This is a genomic window from Pseudomonas sp. 58 R 12, assembly GCF_900005865.1.
GTDB classification, from domain to species: Bacteria; Pseudomonadota; Gammaproteobacteria; order Pseudomonadales; family Pseudomonadaceae; genus Aquipseudomonas; species Aquipseudomonas tritici.
On record NZ_CVTP01000022.1, the window covers coordinates 33004 to 51538 of the forward strand.

An 18535-nucleotide genomic window follows, 5' to 3' on the forward strand; every position below is an offset into this window, starting at 1 on the left:
TTAATCCACCCTGCACATAATCGGCCCCACGAGTCTGATCCAAGAGAACAGACACCGATCACACTTTATGGGAATACCGACAATGAAAATCTCGACGCTGATGCTTGCTGGCTTAATGACCTTGAGTTCCGCCGCCGCCTTTGCCGAAGGCGGTTCAGAGCGTTCCAAAGAGTTTTACGCTAACTTTAATTTCATGCAGGACAAGGCGCACGGCACAACCGAGCAAACGGCCTCCAGCGATGTAAAAAACTCGAAAAGCGATGACGCACAGCAACCAAAAAGTTGATGTACTGTAATACTCTTTGTCATTCCGCTCCGTTGACAAAGATTAACTTGGCGCCATGTAATGGCGCCTTTTTTATTGCCCGTCAAACCCCTGTTTTTTACAGCGACTTATTCCAAAACAACATGGCGCCATACGCGGGATCAAACTTAGCGCCATCAAATCCGAACTTGCGGTACGCGGCCTTCGCTACTTCATTGCCCTCAAGCACTTCCAGGGTAATCTTACAGCAACCGCGTTGACGGGCGATTTCCTCAACCTTCTGCAGCATTTTCTGACTCAAGCCCAAGCCACGGAACTGATCCATTACCACCACGTCATGGACGTTGACCAATGGGCGACAGGCGAAGGTCGAGAAACCTTCAAAACAATTCACCAACCCCGCCGGCTCTCCATTCACAAACGCCAACACGCTGAACGCGTGCGCACGCTTGGCTAATTCGGCCGGCAGTTGCGCTAGCAAATCCGGGTCCAGGCTGTGCCCACCCCCCATCGGATCTTCGGCGTAATGGTTGAGCACCAGCGAGATGGCTTCGGCATGCACGGCGTTGGTGTAGCTGGCTTGCAGCACCAGGATGTCAGGGGTGTCCATTTCCTTCCTCGATAACGGCAACAAGGGATTCGGTTCCCTTTGAGAGGCCCAATTGTAAGCGTGGAAGCACCGCCTGCTGAAGGAGATTAACTACAAATATGCGTTTGAAAACGCGAAGGTTGCGCCGGTAAAAAAGCGCGAATCATTCATTTGCGGATCTTTTCGCACACGCTTCAGCCGTAACGCTGCAACTGCATCTCTCGTAAGCGGCTCAGGGTGCGGCGGAAAGGAAATTCCAGGTAACCCTCGGTGTAGAGGCACTCCAACGGCACTTGAGCCTCCACATACAAAGGCACCCTGCGGTCGTAGCACTCATCCACCAAAGCAATGAACCGACGTACGCCGTTATCACGCACCGACAGCTGCGGCAATTCACGATCCCCGGCCGCTATGCGCTGGGCCCCGTCTTCGGTGCCACGGGCTATGCGGCCCGGGCGTTGTTGCGCGCTAAGGTCAGGCACCTCGCCCAGCAGGATCGCCTTGAAGCGATCGCACAGCAACATGAAGTCCATCGCCGCCAGAGGTTGCTCGCACAGGTCGGCGTAGCGGCACCAGAGCACGGTGTCGCAAGACTGCACGGCGACGATGGAACGATGCCCGACAACGACCGGTCCGCTATGCACCGCCTGCCCTGGGGCCAACTGTCTGAACACATCTGCCAGCGCGTCGGGCTGATTCACCCAATAGCGCTGAATGCCAACGCCTGGGTGTAAACGGTGATCCTCAGCGCCATCGACCGCGACCACCTGCATGTGCTGCTCTATCGCCGCAATGCCCGGTAACAGTCGATCGCGGTTGAAGCCATCGGCATACAACTGGTCAGGCGGTTGGTTAGAGGTGCACACCATCACCACGCCTTCCTTGAACATGACTTGAAACAAGCGCCCGAGAATGATTGCGTCACCGATATCACTTACAAACAACTCGTCAAAGCACAGCACGCGCACCTCCGCGCTCAGCTCCCGGGCCAGCGCCTGCAACGGATCGTGGGTGCCGGTCAGCTGGAACAGTCGCTGGTGCACCCACTTCATGAAGTGATGAAAATGCTGGCGTCGCGCGGGCACCCGCAGGCTTTGATAGAACTGGTCCATCAGCCAGGTCTTGCCACGGCCGACCGGGCCCCATAGGTATACGCCGGTGATCGGCGTGCGGCCTTTATGCAGGGCTTCATGGCAGGTTTGTAACGCGTCCACCGCGCGACGCTGGGCGTCGTCGGCAACGAAGCCCTGTTGGGCAATGGCGTATTGGTAGGCAGCGAGGGGCGAGTCAGAAGTCATGCCCGCCATTATGACCTACGGAGAAATCTACAGCCGTAAAAAACGGCCCGACAGGCCGTTTTTTCCTTCAGTGCAGTGACTCAGGCAAGGCTCTTGCTGACCACCTCAAACACATCACTCGACAGCTCGCCAGAGCCACGAATGCGTTCCAACTCCGCCTTCATCAGCGCCTGGCGCGCGCTGTCGTATTTACGCCAACGGGTCAGTGGCGCCAATTGGCGCGAAGCGATCTGCGGGTTAAAGGCATTGAGCTCGATCACCAAGTCCGCCAGGAAGCGATAACCCGAGCCGTCCGCTGCGTGGAAGTTGATCAGGTTCTGCCCGGCAAAGGCGCCGATCAAGGCGCGAACCTTGTTCGGATTCTTCAACGTGAACGCTGGGTGTTCCATCAACGCTTTGACCCGCGCCAGCCCACCCGGCAAGGTGCTGCCGGCCTGAACGCTGAACCACTGGTCCATGACCAGCGGGTTGTCCTTGAAGTTTTCGGCAAACACGGCCAGCGCCTGGGCCTTCTCCGCTTGGAACGGCGAATTCACCAGCACCGCCAGCGCGGTCAGGCGCTCGGTCATGTTGTCGCTGCTGTCGAACTGTTCAAGCGTCGCGGCCAGGACTTCCGGCTTGCCGCTGAGCATCAGGTACGACAGCGCGATGTTCTGCAACGCGCGACGGGCAAAATGCTCAGCCGCAGCCACATACGGCGTTTGCTTGGACAGCTCGCGATTGGCCTGGTAGCGCAGCCACAGTTCTTCATGCAGGTTGTTGGCCAGTTGCTTGCGCGCAAACTCACGGGCGGCGTGGATGGCATCCACATCCGCCACTTCGCTGATTTCGGTCAGGTAGGCTTCACCCGGCAACGATAGCATTTCCGCCACCATCGCCTGGTCCAGGCGTTCGTCGCTCAACACGCTGCGCAGCGCGGTGATCAAGCGCTGATCCATCTTCAACGCCTGGCCTTGTTGATGCTGACCAACCAGCTCCTGCAACACCTGCACCGACAGCTGCTGACCGGCATCCCAACGATTGAAGCCATCGCTGTCATGCTGCATCAGGAACATCAGTTGATCGCGGTTGTACGGGAAGCTCAGCTTCACCGGCGCCGAGAAACCGCGCAGCAGCGAAGGCAAAGGCTGCTCAGGGATATCGACAAAAGTGAAGGTCTGCTCGGCCTCGGTCACCGAGATCACACGCGACGTGCCGCCCGCAACCGCTTCACCGGCCAGGCGCAAGGCGATACCCGCGCCCTTCCCGTCCAGCAAGCCCAATTCCACCGGGATCACGAACGGCAGTTTCTCTACCTTGTCCGGGGTTTCCGGGCAGCTCTGGCGGAAGGTCAGGCTGTAGGTCTTGGCCGCTGCGTCGTAGGACTCGCTCACCGCCAGGCGTGGCGTACCGGCCTGGCTGTACCAGCGTTTGAACTGAGTCAGGTCGGCGCCGTTGGCATCTTCCATGGCCTTGATGAAGTCGTCGCAGGTCACAGCCTGGCCGTCATGGCGTTCGAAATACAGGTCGCTGCCTTTACGGAAGCCTTCGGCGCCGAGCAGGGTGTGGATCATGCCGACCACTTCCGAGCCCTTTTCGTACACCGTCAGGGTGTAGAAGTTGGAGATTTCGATAAAGCTGTCCGGGCGCACGGCGTGAGCCATGGGGCCGGCGTCTTCGGCGAACTGGTGGGTACGCAGGTACGCCACATCCTGGATGCGCTTGACCGTGGCCGAGTTCATATCAGCCGAGAAGCCCGAATCACGGAATACCGTGAAGCCTTCCTTGAGCGACAGCTGGAACCAGTCACGACAGGTCACGCGGTTGCCCGACCAGTTGTGGAAGTATTCGTGGGCAACGATCGCTTCCACCCGCTGGTGCGCGGCGTCGGTGGCGGTTTCGGCGCGGGCCAGCACGGCGCTGGAGTTGAAGATATTCAGGCCCTTGTTTTCCATGGCGCCCATGTTGAAGTCGTTCACCGCGACGATCATGAAGATGTCGAGGTCGTACTCACGGCCGTAGGTTTCTTCGTCCCAGCGCATGGATTTTTTCAGGCTGGTCATGGCGTGCTGGCACTTGTCGATGTTTTCCGGCTCGACGTAGATGCGCAGCGCCACAGTGCGGTCAGTCATGGTGGTGAAGGTGTCTTCAACACACCACAAATCACCGGCCACCAGGGCGAACAGGTAGGCAGGCTTCTTGAACGGGTCTTCCCAGGTCGCCCAGTGGCGGCCGTCTTCGCCGGGGCCGCTGGCGATCGGGTTGCCGTTGGACAGCAGGATCGGATAGCGGTGTTGCTCGGCGATCACCGTGGTGGTGAACGTGCTCATCACGTCTGGGCGGTCAAGGTAGTAAGTGATCTTGCGGAAGCCTTCGGCTTCGCACTGGGTGCAGAACATGCTGCCGGACTTGTACAAGCCTTCCAGGGCGGTGTTGGTTTCCGGGTGGATTTTTACCGTGGTATCCAGGGTAAACGTCGCACTCTGCGGATGCACCGTCAGGTGACTGTCGGTCAGTTGATAATCATCGGCCGTCAGTTCCTGATCGGCCAGGTTGACACTCAACAGCTCCAGTTGCTGGCCATCCAGCACCAGCGGCGGCAAACCGGCGCCGCGCTCCGGGTTGCGGCGCATCACCAGTTGCGCATGGACCAGGCTGTGGTCCTCGAACAACTCGAAGGTCAGGTGCGTCTCGTCAATCAGGTAGTCCGGCGCCTGATAGTCCTTCAGGTAAATCATCTTCGGTTGTTCGGTGCGCATGGGTGGCATCCTTTTTACTGATGCACGGCGAGCTGATAGGCCGTGTACTTGCGAATGTTGATTACGCCGGTGTCGAAGATCAGGTATTGGCCCTTGATCCCCAGCAGCGTGCCTTCGGCAATCGGGTTCTTGTCCAGGTTGAAGCTGACGATCTTGGTCGGATACTGCTCGACCGGGTAGCGGATTTCGATCGGTTCGATGTCGGCAATCGTTTGGATGGCCTGCAAGCCAAAGCGTTCCTGCAAACTCAGCAGGCCCTCGGCGCAGGAGGCGAACAGTTCGTCGCGCACGTGCTTGAGGTCGACAGGCTGGGCATCGCCTTTGAGCAGCGCGCGCCAGTTGGTCTTGTCGGCCACTTGGCTACGCAGCACGTCCTCGACGAAACCGGATTGCTGGCGGGTCGCCACGCGCATGATCGGCAGCGCTTGGCTCGCGCCCTGGTCCAGCCAGCGCGTCGGCAGTTGAGTGGCACGGGTGATGCCGACCTTGATCCCCGACGAATTCGCCAGGTAGACCACGTGGTCGGTCATGCAGAATTTCTCGCCCCAGCCTGGGTCGCGGCAGGTGCCGGCATCGTAATGGCAACGTTCGGGGCTCATGATGCACAGGTCACACTGGGCCAGCTTGGTCATGCACGGGTAGCAATACCCCTGGCTGAAGCTGGTCTTGGTCTTGCGGCCGCAATGGCTGCAATGGATGGCACCCAAGTATTCCAGGCGAATGTGCGTGCCGATCAACGGGTTGACTGGCACCTCGGCATCGCCCAGGCGAAACGCGTATTGAACGGTCGGCTCACCGAGTTGCGCCGACATCTTGCTGACTGCACCACGTCCAATTTCAATCAATGGATCGCGTCCGACTTGAACAGGATGTTCGGCACCGGCGCGGATTTGGACGCGCATTCCTGCGGCCCCATGTAGCCGGTGCGCTGGTCTTCCGGCAAGTTCTGGAGTTCCCAGGCGATCATGGCTTGCAGGGACAGCTCACGCTGTTCAGGGGACAGTTTGCGGCCATCGGACCACTTGCCGATTTCCACGGCGAGCTTGAGGCTCTCGTAGATGTCCGGGGTGATGTTTTCAATCATTTCAGCAAAAGAGGACATGAGGCTCTTCCTTATCAAATAGACGATTTGCGGCGGCTGTACAACCCGCCCAGCAAGCCGGTCAAGCAACCGATAACCAGGCCGCCGACATGGGCAGCGTTGGCGATTTCGCCGAAGCCGATCATCGAGATCAGCCCGGACATACAGAGCACCAGCCAAATCAGCATCATCGCCAGCACGCCACGGGGCAGGCGATACGCCGGGTTCGGCGACAGCAGTTGAAAAATCCAGCAATGCCCAAGCAGGCCATATAACACGCCGGACAAACCGCCAAACAGCCCGGGGCCGCCATAGGCGTATTGAGCGTAGTTGGAGACCAGGCTGAACAAGAGCGTCAGCCCCAGCAGGTTGATACTGCCCTGGCGCGCTTCGATGCGCCGGCCCAGCTCCCAATACCACATGCCATTCATGGCCAGGTGCAGGATGCCGAAGTGGATCAGCATCGGCGTAACCAGCCGCCACCATTGGCCCGAGGCCAGTGTCTCGGCCAGCGGCGTGAACTGGATGTACTCGCCGAGAATGCGAAACGGCAGGAACGTCAGCCAGCTCATGGCTTGCAGGTTTTCGCCAAGCAAGGTCACCGCGCCAACGATGATGCTCGCCAGCAGCACCAACGCCGTTACCGGGCTATGCCGCAATTGCTCGACAAAACCCGGGCGCTTGACCGGCGCCTGTTCAGGAATATCCAATTGCTGGTCCGGATCACCCGCAGGAAAGCGCTGATACAGCACGCGCACGTCGTCACTGATGGTCTCGGGCACCCATAACACTTGCTCGCCCGCTTCCTCGCTGATGCGATGGGGCACTTGCATGCGTTGCAGCAACTTCACGAAGCCACCCAGGTCGACGCTCAGCGGCAGGCGCAATACAGCCACAGTACTCATGTAATGACCTCGGGCCGCTCAACGTCGACCCATACAAATTTACGCGGATCCAGGCGGGTTTCCTGATCCAGGCGGTACGCCACCAACTTGCCGTACAGCACCGCGCTGTAGTCCAGGCAGGCCAGGTTCGGGCGGATCGGCGCCGGTTTGCCGCTGCGCCAGTAATGGCCGACGAACAGCAAAGGCTCGTCGACGCCGTAGCGCAGCAGGGAATTCTTTTCAGTGGACGACAACGGCGTGCGTGCTACCGGCTCCGGCAGTGCGTCGGGCTGGAACACGATGTCGCCGTAGGTCTTGGGGTCGTCTTCCCAGAACTTGGTGCGGAAGAACGAGCGCGTCAGGCCGTCGCCGCCGGTCAGCGTCAGGCCATCCGGCAGGCGCATGTCGGTGCCGCGCAGCAGGCGGTCGAACGCATTGCAGGCAAAACTGCCCGGGACAGCGGCGGCCTGCAGGAAGTGCTGGTCGATGCAGCCGTCCGGGAAGGTCGCGCGCAGCGGCTGGATAAACCCGTCATCCCAGCACGCGTGGACCACGCGGAAACGCCCGGCGTCGACAAACAGCGGCATGTCATAGAACCAGCCGAGGAAGTCGTGCCAGTCGGCCGGGTGGTGTTCGAACTGGGTCAGCGTCTCCTGGAGCAACCGTGCATGCCGTGGGTTGTGTTCACGCACAAACTGCTTGCCGCTGCCCGGCGGCGCTGGCGTGCTCCAGCCCAGCGCATTGAACTCGTGGTTACCCATGATGCACAGCGCCTGGCCAGCCTCGGCCATGTCGTGGACGATATGCAACGCCTCGCGGATACGCGGGCCACGGTCGATGATATCGCCGAGGAACACCGCCATACGCGAAGGATGACGCCAGGTGCCGCCCTGCTTGTGGTACCCCAGCCGCTCGAGCAAGTGCTCAAGGGTATGGGCGCAACCGTGCACGTCACCAATCAGGTCGTAGCTACGCGCGGGATCGAGCATCAGTCGCCTCCACCCCCCAAGCGGCTGCCCCAGCCCAACTTGGTGCGGCACACTTCGTAATAGTTGTGGTCCAGCGGGTGGATCAACCGCAACTTCTGTGCCTTCTTGCTCACGGTGATGGTGTCACCGGGCGCGCAGGTGAAATGGTTCTGACCGTCACAGGACACCTGCGGGTAGATCTGCATGTCTTTGGACACCACGATTTTCAGCTCACTGTTGCCGTCGACCACGATGGGCCTGCTGGACAACATATGGGGATACATCGGCACGATCACAATGGCATCCAGCTTGGGATGCATGATCGGGCCACCCGCCGACAGCGCGTAGGCGGTGGAGCCGGTCGGCGTGGCGACGATCAGGCCGTCAGCCTTCTGGCTGCACACGAACTGGCCGTCTATATACAGTTCGAATTCGATCATTCGCGTGGACTTGCCGGGGTGCAGCACCACGTCATTGAGCGCATCGCCCTGGCCGATGGCTTCGCCGTGGCGGCGCACTTCGGCCTGCAGCAGAAAGCGGTTTTCCACCAGGTAGTGGCCGTCGAGCACCTTGGCCACTTCGACTTCCAGCTCATCCGGGCGGATATCGGTGAGAAACCCCAGGCTACCCCGGTTGATCCCCAGCACCGGCACATTATGCCGCGCCAAGGCCCGGGCGGCGCCGAGCAGGCTGCCGTCGCCACCGACCACGATGACCATGTCGCAGACTTCGCCGAGCATCTTGCGCGACGAGGTTTGCAGGCCGTGGCCGGGGAGGATTTCGGCGATGGTGTCTTCGAGGATCACATGCAGGTGGCGTTCCAGCAGGAATTTTTTCAGCCGGCGGACGGTGTCCAACACCTGGGTACTGCCCAGGCGACCGATAATGCCGATATTGCGAAATTGCTCCATGGGGCTCCTGCGGGATTTGGGGTGGGGCAAAAAAAAACGATTATGGGCGAAAGGCCGCCCCAGGCAAAATCCTTTGTCGCCATGAACCCTTGATGACAACGGTTCTCAGCCACCTGCGCCACCGTTAAAAGGCTATGCTCGGACCATGACTGTGTTCCCGGATCTGCACACCCTGCCCCGCCAGCTGCGCCACCCTGAAGTGCGCGACCTGGCGTGGGTGATGCTCGCCCCGCCAATGCTGGCGCAGACGCCGTGGCCGCAACGCCACCCGTTGGCCGGCAGTGACTGGGTGCAAGCGCCGCACCTGCTCGAACAATGGTTACGTGCACTCGATCACGACAGCAGCCCCTTGCAACACTGGCTGAGCCTGGCCCGTACCCGTCGTCTTGGGCTTTATTACGAGCGGTTATGGCAGTTCGCCGTGCAGCACGCGCCGGGCGTGGAGTTGCTGGCCGCCAACCTGCCGATCCGTCGCGCCGGGCATACCCTCGGCGAGCTGGATATGTTGCTGCGCGACCGCGATGGCGTGCATCACTTGGAACTGGCGATCAAACTCTATCTGGGGCCGCAGGACGGCGACGGCCAGGACACGGCGCAGTGGCTGGGGCCGGGCTGTCATGATCGGCTGGATCGCAAGCTGGCGCATCTGGCCCAGCACCAATTGCCAATCTCGGCGCGGGCGGAGAGCCGCGAGGTGTTGGCGGCGCTGGATATCCAGCAGTTCGATGCGCATTTGTGGCTGGGCGGGTATTTGCTGTATCCCTGGCCCGGTGAAGCGCAGGCACCCGTGGGTGCCCACCCGCAGCATTTGCGTGGGCGCTGGTTGCATCAGCGCGACTGGCGGGCATTTGTCAGCGCCAGCGCACCCGGCCGCTGGCAACCCCTGCCTCGGCATGCATGGCTGGCGCCGGCGCATTACCCGGTGGATGACGTATGGAGTGAAGAGCAGATGCAGGGTTGGCTGGCGGACTTGGATCCGATGGCGCCAGCGCAGCTATTAGTGCGGCTGGTTCAGGTGGGTGAGGATTGGGAAGAGGCTGAGCGGCTGTTTCTGGTGGCGGATCTTTGGCCGAATGTGCCGGGGGCAGGCTGAAGGATTTGTAGTGAGCGGGCTTGCCCCGCGCTGGGCTGCGAAGCAGACCCAATAAGGCAACCGTTTTTTGTCAGGAAAACCGTGGTGCCTGATTTTGGGGCAGCTTCGCAGCCCAGCGCGGGGCAAGCCCGCTCACTACACGCTATCGATATGCCGATAATCCAGCTGCAACCCGGCCGCCAATTCCTGAGCCCGGCCCAACCGGATCGGCCCACGCTCGATATCTATCAACACTCCCGAGCACTCCAGCAACGGCAGTCCTGCGACATCCTTAAGCCGGCCATCGGTAATCACCAACAACCGCTGCTCCTCAGTCGGAAACCGCTCACGTCGCACCGCCAGCCAATGCCCAGCCTCAGTCAGCGCCGCGAGCAACGGCGTGCCCCCGCCCGCCCCCAACTGGTCCAGCCATCCGGCCAAACCCTTCGCCGCTTTCAGCCCCTGTACCTGCCATTTGGGCGATTGCCCGCTGGCCGTCAACAAGGCCATCCGCGCGCGTTGGCGGTAGGCGTCATCAAACAACTGGGCCAGCAAACCTTTGGCATCGGTGAGCGCACGATGGCGCCGGGTCGACGCCGACGCATCGACAATCACAAGCCATAATTCATGGGGCGAGCGACTGCGCAGGTGAAACCGTAGATCCTCTCGCGATTGCGGCCGGCCATCGAGCAAAGTGCCCGGCCAATTGATCGAACCCTGTTTCGCACTCCGTGCCCTACCGTGCCTGCCTCTATCCAGCCGCCCTGCCTTGGGCCGGGCATCCGCCCCCGCGTCAGGTCGAGGGCGAATGCCTAGGGCTTTTTTGGCCAGGTGGGTACATCCCGGCGTGCGCCCGTGGGCAGGGCCGGTGCGGGCATGTCACCCCATTGGCCTTGACCCGGCGACGTGTCGGAGGACGTTGGCGACTGCCCTTCGCTCGGCGCATTGGACGGCGGCGATGGTGCCTGGCGGCGATGGCGCAGGGCAAACTCGGCGACGACTTCAATGTCTTCCTCGGCGATGGCATTCGCCCCGCGCCATGCCGCATGCGCCCTGGCGCCGCGCAGCCAAACCAGATCCGCACGCAAGCCATCGACACCGGCGGCAAAGCACCGCTCGGTGATCTGCGCCAGTGCCTGGTCATCCAGTTCGATAGTGTCGAGTCGCGCCCGCGCCTGGGTGCAGCGCTCGCGCAGGGCGGCTTGGGCCGCTGCCCAGTGCGCGCAGAACGCCGCCGGGTCGCTGTCGAAATCCAAGCGACGACGGATGATTTGCCCGCGCTCGGCTGGCAGGGTCTGCCCACTCAAAGCCACGTTGAAACCGAAGCGGTCGAGCAGTTGCGGGCGTAACTCGCCCTCCTCCGGGTTCATGGTGCCGATCAGTACAAAACGCGCCGAATGGCGATGGGAGATGCCGTCACGCTCGATCAGGTTGGTGCCGCTGGCCGCCACGTCGAGCAGCAGGTCCACCAGGTGATCGGCCAGCAAGTTGACTTCATCGACATACAGCACGCCGCCGTCAGCCTTGGCCAAGACGCCGGGGGAAAACTGCGCGCGGCCTTCGCCCAATGCGGCGTCCAGGTCCAGCGTTCCCACCAGCCGCTCTTCGGTAGCGCCCAAGGGCAAGGTGACGAATTGACCACTGGCCAGCAGGTCCGCCAGGCCCCGCGCCAAGGTGGACTTGGCCATGCCGCGTGGGCCTTCGATCAGCACGCCGCCGATCTTCGGGTCGATGGCAGTCAGGCACAGGGCCAACTTCAAGTTGTCGGCGCCGACCACGGCGGACAGCGGAAAATGTGGAATATCAGTCATCAGCTGTCTTCTTCTATATCCAGCAACAGGTTTTCCAACGCTTCTTTATAAGCCCCCGGCTCTTGCCACTGGCCACGTTGCTGCGCTTCCAGCATGCGTTCGGTCATGTCACGCAGGGCGTCGGGATTGTGCTGTTGCACAAAGGCCCGGGTGTCAGGGTCCAGCAGGTAGGCGTCGGCGAGCAAGGCGTATTGATGATCGTCGATCAGCGCGGTGGTGGCATCGAACGCGAACAGATTGTCCACGGTCGCGGCCATTTCAAACGCACCTTTATAGCCATGGCGCTTCACGCCGTCGATCCACTTGGGGTTGGCGGCGCGGGAACGGATCACCCGGTTCAGCTCTTCCTTCAGCGTTCGGATCTTCGGCAGGTCCGGTTGGCTGTGGTCACCGTGGTAACTGGCGGCCTTTTCGCCGCTCAGGGTTTCCACGGCGGCGAGCATGCCGCCCTGGAACTGGTAGTAATCATTGGAGTCGAGCAGGTCGTGCTCGCGGTTGTCCTGGTTCTGCAACACCGCCTGCACCTGGCTCAAGCGCTGGGCGAATTGCTCGCGGGCGGCGGTGCCCTCATCGGAGCCGCCGTAGGCGTAACCACCCCAGTTCAAATAGACCTCGGCCAGGTCTTCGCGGCTTTGCCACAGGCGACCATCGATCGCGCCCTGCACACCCGCACCATAGGCACCGGGTTTCGCGCCGAAGATGCGCCAGCCGGCCTGTTTCGCCGCGGCTTCGGCGTCCAGGCCCGACTTGAGCAACGCCTCACGTTCACTGCGCACTTTGGCCGCCAGCGGGTTCATGTCGTCTGGTTCGTCCAGCGCGGCCACCGCCTGCACCGCCGCGTCGAACAGGCGGATCAGGTTGGCGAAGGCGTCACGGAAAAAGCCAGACACGCGCAACGTGACGTCAACGCGCGGACGGTCCAACAGGCTGATCGGCAGGATTTCAAAGTCGTCCACGCGCTGGCTGCCCGTCGCCCACACCGGCCTCACACCCATCAGCGCCATGGCCTGGGCGATATCGTCGCCGCCAGTGCGCATGGTGGCGGTGCCCCACACCGACAGGCCGAGCTGGCGCAGGTGGTCGCCATGGTCTTGCAGGTGCCGCTCAAGAATCAGGTTGGCCGACTGGAAGCCGATGCGCCAGGCCGTAGTGGTCGGCAGGTTGCGCACGTCGACGGTGAAAAAGTTGCGTCCGGTCGGCAGCACATCCAAACGCCCACGACTCGGTGCGCCACTGGGGCCGGCAGGCACGAAGCGGCCGCTCAAGGCGTCCAGCAACCCGCGCATTTCTGCCGGGCCACAGGCGTCCAGGCACGGCGCCACCACCTTGCGCAGACTTTCAATCACCGCCTTCACCTCCTCCCAACCGGGCGCTTCCAACTGTTCAAGCGGCCCTTCCAGCGCCTGTTCGATCAACCGCGCTGCATACAACTCCAAGCGCTCGCGGGTATCGCCGGCGGTGCGCCACAACTGCTCATCGATGTTCAGCAACACGTCGGGCCGACGCCCGGTCCAGGGTTCGGCCAGGGCGCAGTCGAGTGGGTCGAAGTCCAGCTCGAAAGCCTTGGCCAACACCCGCAGTACGCTCGATTGCGGACCTCGGCCGTCACCACGCGGGATGCGCAGCAAGGCGAGCAAGGTGTCGATACGCAAGCGGCCTTCAGGCGACTCGCCAAAGATGTGCAGGCCGTCGCGGATCTGCGATTCCTTTAAGTCGCACAGGTAGGTATCGAGGCGCGGCAGCCAGATGGCGGCGTCGGCGTCCTTGTCCAGCTCAAGCTCCTGGTCGATACGGGTTTCGCGCACCAGCTTGAGGATGTCTTTCTGCAATTCCAGGGCGCGGCGTGGATCGAGCAGTTGCGCCTCGTAATACTCGTCGGCCAACAACTCCAGGTCACGCAACGGGCCGTAGGTTTCGGCGCGGGTCAGCGGCGGCATCAAGTGATCGATGATTACCGCCTGGGTGCGTCGTTTAGCCTGGGCGCCCTCGCCCGGGTCATTTACGATAAACGGGTAGATATTCGGCAGCGGGCCCAGCAGCGCATCGGGCCAGCAGTTTTCCGACAGGCCCACGCCCTTGCCCGGCAGCCACTCCAGGTTGCCGTGCTTGCCCACGTGGATCACGCCGTGGGCGCCGTAGGTGTGGCGCAACCAGAAGTAGAACGCCAGATAGCCATGGGGTGGCACCAAGTCCGGGTCGTGGTACACCGCGCTGGCGTCCACCTGGTAACCTCGTGCCGGCTGGATACCGACGAAGGTCAGCCCTAGGCGCAGACCGGCGATCATCATGCGACCTTCACGGAACATCGGATCGTTATGAGGCGTGCCCCAGCGCTCCATCACCGCTTGGCGATTGGCCTCGGGCAAGCGACTGAACAGTGTCTCGTAGTCGTCCAGGCCCAGGCTTTGATGGCACGGACGCAGGTCGAGACTGTCCAGGTCGTTGGTGACACCGCCCAGCAGTTGATGAATCAGTGCAGTGCCGCTGTCGGGCAAGGTGTCCGGCAGCGGATAGCCTTCGGCCTGCAGGGCACGCAGGATATTCAGCGCCGCTGCAGGCGTATCCAGGCCTACGCCGTTACCGATACGGCCATCGCGGGTCGGGTAGTTGGCGAGGATCAATGCGATACGCTTGTGCGCATTCGGCACCCGCGCGAGTTCGACCCAGCGCCGCGCCAGCTCAGCCACGAAATCCATACGCTCGGGCGCTGCCCGATAGCACACTACATCCGACTGGCTGCGCTCGCTGCGCCAGGCCAGGTCCTTGAAGCTGATCGGCCGGCTGATGATGCGCCCGTCCAGCTCCGGCAACGCAATGTGCATCGCCAGATCGCGCGGGCCGAGGCCTTGCGCACTGGCCTCCCAGCCGGGCTGATTGTCTTGGGCGCAGATCGCCTGGATCACCGGAATATTGCGGCGAAACGGACGCACGTGCGGCGCTTCGGGGCTGGATTGGGCAAAACCGGTGGTGTTGAGGATCACCGCCGCGCCGACCTCATCCAGCCAATCCTCGACAACCGTCAGGCAGCCGGGCTCTTTCAAACTGGCCACCGCCATCGGCAACGGGTTTAACCCCGCCGCCTGCAAGCGCTGGCAGAACACATCAATAAAGCCGGTATTGGCCGCCTGCAAATGCGAGCGGTAGAACAGCACCGCCGCCACCGGCCAATCAGCGTTCCAATCCGCCTGCCAATCATTCAGGCGAGCATTGGCGTTGCGCGGGTGATAAATCGCCGTGCGCGGCAGGGTTTGCGGTTCAGCCCAGGCATAGTCGCGGCCCAGGTAAGCACTGGCCAGGCAGCGGTAAAAATCCAGCGCGTTAGCCAGGCCGCCCTGGCGTAGGAAGTGCCACAGGCGGTCACGCGCCTGTGCGCCAACAGTGCTCAAGCCGCTGAGCTCAGGGTCCGGGCGATCACACCCCGGCACCAGGATCAGTTGCACGCCGCGTTCCGCCAACTCCACCAGACGCTCGATGCCGTAACGCCAATAACCAATGCCACCATGCAGCGAAATCAGGATGACCTTGGCGTGGCGCAACACCTCATCGACGTACAGGTCGACCGAGGCATGATTCTGCACCTGCATCGGGTTGGCCAGGCGAAACGTCGGGTAATCGTCCGGCAAGTGCTGGGCCGCTTCGGCCAGCAGTGCGAGGCTCGAATCGCCGCTGCACAGGATCACCAGTTCAGCGGGGGTTTGGCCAAGGTCGGCAATATTGTCGTCCGAGACGAAACCACCGGGCTGGGTCCTGAGCAGGTGCATGGGTTAAACGCTGAGGGCGGCGCGCAATTGCGCTTCAAGGCCCGCCGCGTCCAACGCCTGGCCGATCAGCACCAGCCGCGTTATGCGGGCTTCGTCGGCGCCCCAGGCGCGGTCAAAGTGTTTGTCGAAACGCGTGCCCACGCCCTGGATCAGCAGGCGCATCGGCTTGTTCGGAATAGCGGCGAAGCCTTTGACGCGCAGGATGCCGTGTTGCACGACCAATTGGGTCAGCGCATCGAGCAGCAGCGCTTCGTCAGCCTGCGGCAGGTCGATGGAAATGGAGTCGAAGGCATCGTGGTCATGATCGTCCTCGCCCTCGTGGTGGTGATCGTGATGGCTGTGACGACCGTCGATGTGCTCTTCAGAGCCAGCGCCCAGGCCAATCAATACGTCCAACGGCACGCGACCGCTGCTGGCTTCGATGATCTTTACCGCCGGCGGCAGCTCTTCGGCGACTTCCAAGCGCACCCGGGCCAAGTCTTCAGGGCTGATCAGGTCGGATTTATTGAGGATCACCAGGTCGGCGCTGGCCAGTTGGTCAGCGAACAGTTCGTGCAGTGGCGATTCGTGGTCCAGGTTCGGGTCGAGTTTGCGCTGGGCATCCACTTGATCCGGGAATGCCGCGAACGTGCCAGCGGCCACGGCCGGGCTGTCGACCACGGTAATCACCGCATCAACGGTGCAGGCGCTGCGGATTTCCGGCCACTGGAAGGCTTGCACCAGAGGCTTTGGCAGGGCCAGGCCGGAGGTTTCAATCAGGATATGGTCAAGGTCACCGCGACGGGCGACCAGTTCGCGCATCACTGGGAAGAATTCTTCCTGCACGGTGCAGCACAGGCAGCCGTTGGCCAATTCGTACACGCGGCCGCTGGCTTCTTCTTCGGTGCAACCAATGGAACACTGCTTGAGGATTTCACCGTCAATGCCCAGTTCACCGAACTCGTTGACGATCACGGCAATGCGACGGCCCTGGGCGTTGTCGAGCATATGACGCAGCAAGGTGGTTTTGCCCGAGCCGAGAAAGCCGGTAACGATGGTGACAGGGAGTTTGGCCAGTGTTTTCATCGGATGCCCTTTGGGGCGGGCATACGGGACGATAGGCCCTGCGACGGCGCGCAGCAGCGGATTTCGTCACCGGATCACCCCGCCCGGTTGAATTGAAAATCGGTTGCGAGGCAGGTCTCCTGGCTTGGGGCTTGCGGGTCTTGCGACCGGCGCTGGCTGCGCCTTCCCGCCGTATCGGCAGTGGCGTGGCAGTCAGATAAACCCTTCACAGTTGCGGGGGCAGCCGCGGCTTGGACCGCGTTCCCTTCTTAGCTTCGGCCTGGGCCGAAGAACCTCGAAGGTGCAAGGCTACGCAGTGAGTGACAGCCGGTCAATGTCGGTGTAGCGATTGCTTGAATATCACGAAACACGAATAACAAACCCGCCATATGCCCGCGAACAAATGGCGGGGAATGCCGCCGTAACGCGCATTCAGCTCGCACCCTCATCAGGAAAAATCCGGCATCTTGGAAGCTCTTTTTCAGGAATAACGCCACATAATCGGGACGTTACTGACGATATCGGGTGTATTTATCGGACCGCGGCTTTTGAGGAAAAAGTCAAAACGGCCATTGCCCGTCAGATCGATAGCCAACCTCGACTCGTTGGTGTTGCGGTTGTAATGCAGAACGGCTTGACCCGGCTCACCCGACAGCCGTTTTACAAACGTCAACGCGGTAATACCGGCGTTTTTCAACAAGACCGAAATGTCGATTTTGTCGGTGCCACTCACAAAGTCCATGATCTGGTCAGGGCGTTCCAGTGTGGAGTCGCTGACGTTGTCGTAGACAAAGGTATCTGCACCCCCTCCACCCCTGAGCCAATCAGCGCCCGCTCCCCCCTTGAGCATGTTGTCTGCATGATTACCGATGATCACATCATGGCCAGAACCGCCGATTGCGTTCTCCAGCGTAACGCCTTTGGCGATAGAAACATTCCCCCGCAAGCCTCCAACATCGGAATAGGATTCAGGGTTGAGGTTGATAGTCTGGTTTTGGCGATACTTGGAACAATCCAACGTATCGTTACCGCCACCGTCCCACACGCAGAAGAGTGCCGTATCATTGGGATTATTGAGTTGATAATAGTCTCGACCCGAATTGGAGTTAAAACCGTAAGTGGTGTCTGAATTGCGCGTCCTGTAATTGGCACCATACAAACGCTGGGCAGCAGCAATGTCACCCATCAATGGAGCAGCAGAGTAATTTTCTTTATGGTTCTGACCACCTTCGTGAGCATCGAAGTAGCTCATGACAGTATGACCACGAGTATCCTGCGCATAAACGGCACTGCGAGCGTAACTGGGAGAGGTAGAATTAGAAGCGTCATAGTCTGCGGGGTGCGCAAGACCCAACGTATGGCCTATTTCATGGGTTAGCGTATATCGGCCATGATTATGAAGTGCAGGAGAAGTATTGGTGCCATAGTGGGGATTGATGAACACTTTACCGTCTTGGCCTGGGTACTGGCCAAAAGCAACCGCGGGGCCCTCGTTGTTGGAAAAAGCCAAGCGTCCTTCGCCACGGCCGGTACGTTCTTCGAACGACACATTCGCCACATCGGCCCAAGATTGCATGGACAGTCTGGCTTGGTTTTTCTGTGTGGTATTGAACTCTCTATCCCCTCTCGTCAATTTGTTGAATGAAAAGGAGATTGCCGTGACACCATCACCGTTTCTGTCAGCCCATTTCACATTTTCTCGAGTGAGCTGCTGAGCAACTTGATCCACGGTAAAGATCGGTTTGGCAAAGTTCCGCCTTATATGCGGGTCGGCGCTGCGCAACGTGGGATCTGAGGAACCGGCTCGCTGAAGGCCGGCGGACGGATTATAGGAAGGCTGCTGGCTATTAGTTATTTTCAAAATCACCACCATATTTAATTATTCGACGGAGATAAACCTCGATCACAAGCACAATTTGGAAAAAATCACTCAACCCGTTCCTGAATAACCCGGCAATCTTTAAAATCTGGAAATACAATAACTGGCAACGATAACAATTTAACATTACTCCACGGCATCTGGCCGCCCAATGGCCGACTGAAAAAAAAGCAAAATTCAACTTAAACTCAAATATCTACACAATATATTTTTAGATTTCAGCAACAGGATGAA

Annotated in this window: 15 protein-coding genes and 1 riboswitch; of the genes, 2 read left to right on the forward strand and 13 right to left on the reverse strand. The window is 60.7% G+C overall.

Annotation, left to right across the window (positions count from 1 at the left end; translation table 11 throughout):
- Positions 1-82: 82 nt before the first annotated feature.
- Positions 83-286: a hypothetical protein gene (locus BFP95_RS20550; RefSeq protein WP_065881583.1), complete on the forward strand. Its 204-nt coding sequence runs from the start codon at positions 83-85 to the stop codon at positions 284-286.
- A 97-nt stretch (positions 287-383) separates the two neighbouring features.
- On the opposite strand, the gene BFP95_RS20555 is transcribed toward BFP95_RS20550, so the two are convergent.
- The 8 genes from BFP95_RS20555 to BFP95_RS20590 form a co-directional block, all read right to left on the reverse strand.
- Positions 384-875 (reverse strand): GNAT family N-acetyltransferase, encoded by a 492-nt coding sequence (locus BFP95_RS20555; RefSeq protein WP_065876383.1) that lies wholly within the window; start codon positions 873-875, stop codon positions 384-386.
- A gap of 173 nt (positions 876-1048) precedes the next feature.
- On the reverse strand, positions 1049-2152 hold the full coding sequence (gene zapE, locus BFP95_RS20560; protein ID WP_065876384.1) for a cell division protein ZapE: 1104 nt from the start codon (positions 2150-2152) through the stop codon (positions 1049-1051).
- 80 nt (positions 2153-2232) lie between these two features.
- Positions 2233-4890 (reverse strand): aminopeptidase N, encoded by a 2658-nt coding sequence (gene pepN, locus BFP95_RS20565; RefSeq protein ID WP_065910623.1) that lies wholly within the window; start codon positions 4888-4890, stop codon positions 2233-2235.
- A 14-nt stretch (positions 4891-4904) separates the two neighbouring features.
- Positions 4905-5735, reverse strand: coding sequence for a DUF2797 domain-containing protein (locus BFP95_RS20570; RefSeq protein WP_065876386.1), 831 nt, complete (start codon positions 5733-5735; stop codon positions 4905-4907).
- Positions 5732-5992: a YeaC family protein gene (locus BFP95_RS20575; RefSeq protein WP_049708657.1), complete on the reverse strand. Its 261-nt coding sequence runs from the start codon at positions 5990-5992 to the stop codon at positions 5732-5734. Before BFP95_RS20575 ends, BFP95_RS20570 begins: the two co-directional genes overlap by 4 nt.
- A 14-nt stretch (positions 5993-6006) precedes the next feature.
- A complete protein-coding gene (locus tag BFP95_RS20580; protein ID WP_065881589.1) occupies positions 6007-6876 on the reverse strand; it encodes a rhomboid family intramembrane serine protease in 870 nt (289 codons plus the stop codon).
- A complete protein-coding gene (locus tag BFP95_RS20585; protein ID WP_371913935.1) occupies positions 6873-7847 on the reverse strand; it encodes a metallophosphoesterase in 975 nt (324 codons plus the stop codon). The genes BFP95_RS20580 and BFP95_RS20585 overlap by 4 nt, the downstream gene beginning before the upstream one ends.
- Positions 7844-8734 carry an NAD(+) kinase gene (locus BFP95_RS20590; RefSeq protein WP_003217892.1) on the reverse strand — a complete coding sequence of 297 codons (891 nt, stop codon included), beginning with the start codon at positions 8732-8734 and terminating at the stop codon, positions 7844-7846. The genes BFP95_RS20585 and BFP95_RS20590 overlap by 4 nt, the downstream gene beginning before the upstream one ends.
- Positions 8735-8879: 145 nt before the next feature.
- Here BFP95_RS20590 and BFP95_RS20595 point away from each other — a divergent pair, with 145 nt between their 5' ends.
- Positions 8880-9827, forward strand: coding sequence for a DUF1853 family protein (locus tag BFP95_RS20595; protein WP_065876389.1), 948 nt, complete (start codon positions 8880-8882; stop codon positions 9825-9827).
- 135 nt (positions 9828-9962) lie between these two features.
- On the opposite strand, the gene BFP95_RS20600 is transcribed toward BFP95_RS20595, so the two are convergent.
- The 5 genes from BFP95_RS20600 to BFP95_RS20620 all read right to left on the reverse strand — a co-directional run bounded on the left by BFP95_RS20600 (position 9963) and on the right by BFP95_RS20620 (position 18295).
- Positions 9963-10565: a vWA domain-containing protein gene (locus tag BFP95_RS20600; protein ID WP_065910624.1), complete on the reverse strand. Its 603-nt coding sequence runs from the start codon at positions 10563-10565 to the stop codon at positions 9963-9965.
- A 53-nt stretch (positions 10566-10618) separates the two neighbouring features.
- A complete protein-coding gene (locus tag BFP95_RS20605; RefSeq protein WP_065910625.1) occupies positions 10619-11617 on the reverse strand; it encodes an ATP-binding protein in 999 nt (332 codons plus the stop codon).
- Positions 11617-15378: a cobaltochelatase subunit CobN gene (gene cobN / locus BFP95_RS20610; RefSeq protein WP_065910626.1), complete on the reverse strand. Its 3762-nt coding sequence runs from the start codon at positions 15376-15378 to the stop codon at positions 11617-11619. The genes BFP95_RS20605 and cobN overlap by 1 nt, the downstream gene beginning before the upstream one ends.
- Positions 15379-15381: 3 nt before the next feature.
- Positions 15382-16443, reverse strand: coding sequence for a cobalamin biosynthesis protein CobW (gene cobW, locus BFP95_RS20615; protein WP_065876393.1), 1062 nt, complete (start codon positions 16441-16443; stop codon positions 15382-15384).
- Positions 16444-16534: 91 nt separating this feature from the next.
- A riboswitch (cobalamin riboswitch) is annotated at positions 16535-16735 on the reverse strand.
- Positions 16736-16903: 168 nt separating this feature from the next.
- Entirely contained in the window at positions 16904-18295 is a 1392-nt protein-coding gene (locus BFP95_RS20620; RefSeq protein ID WP_175403077.1) for a M10 family metallopeptidase C-terminal domain-containing protein, read from the reverse strand.
- Positions 18296-18535 lie beyond the last annotated feature (240 nt).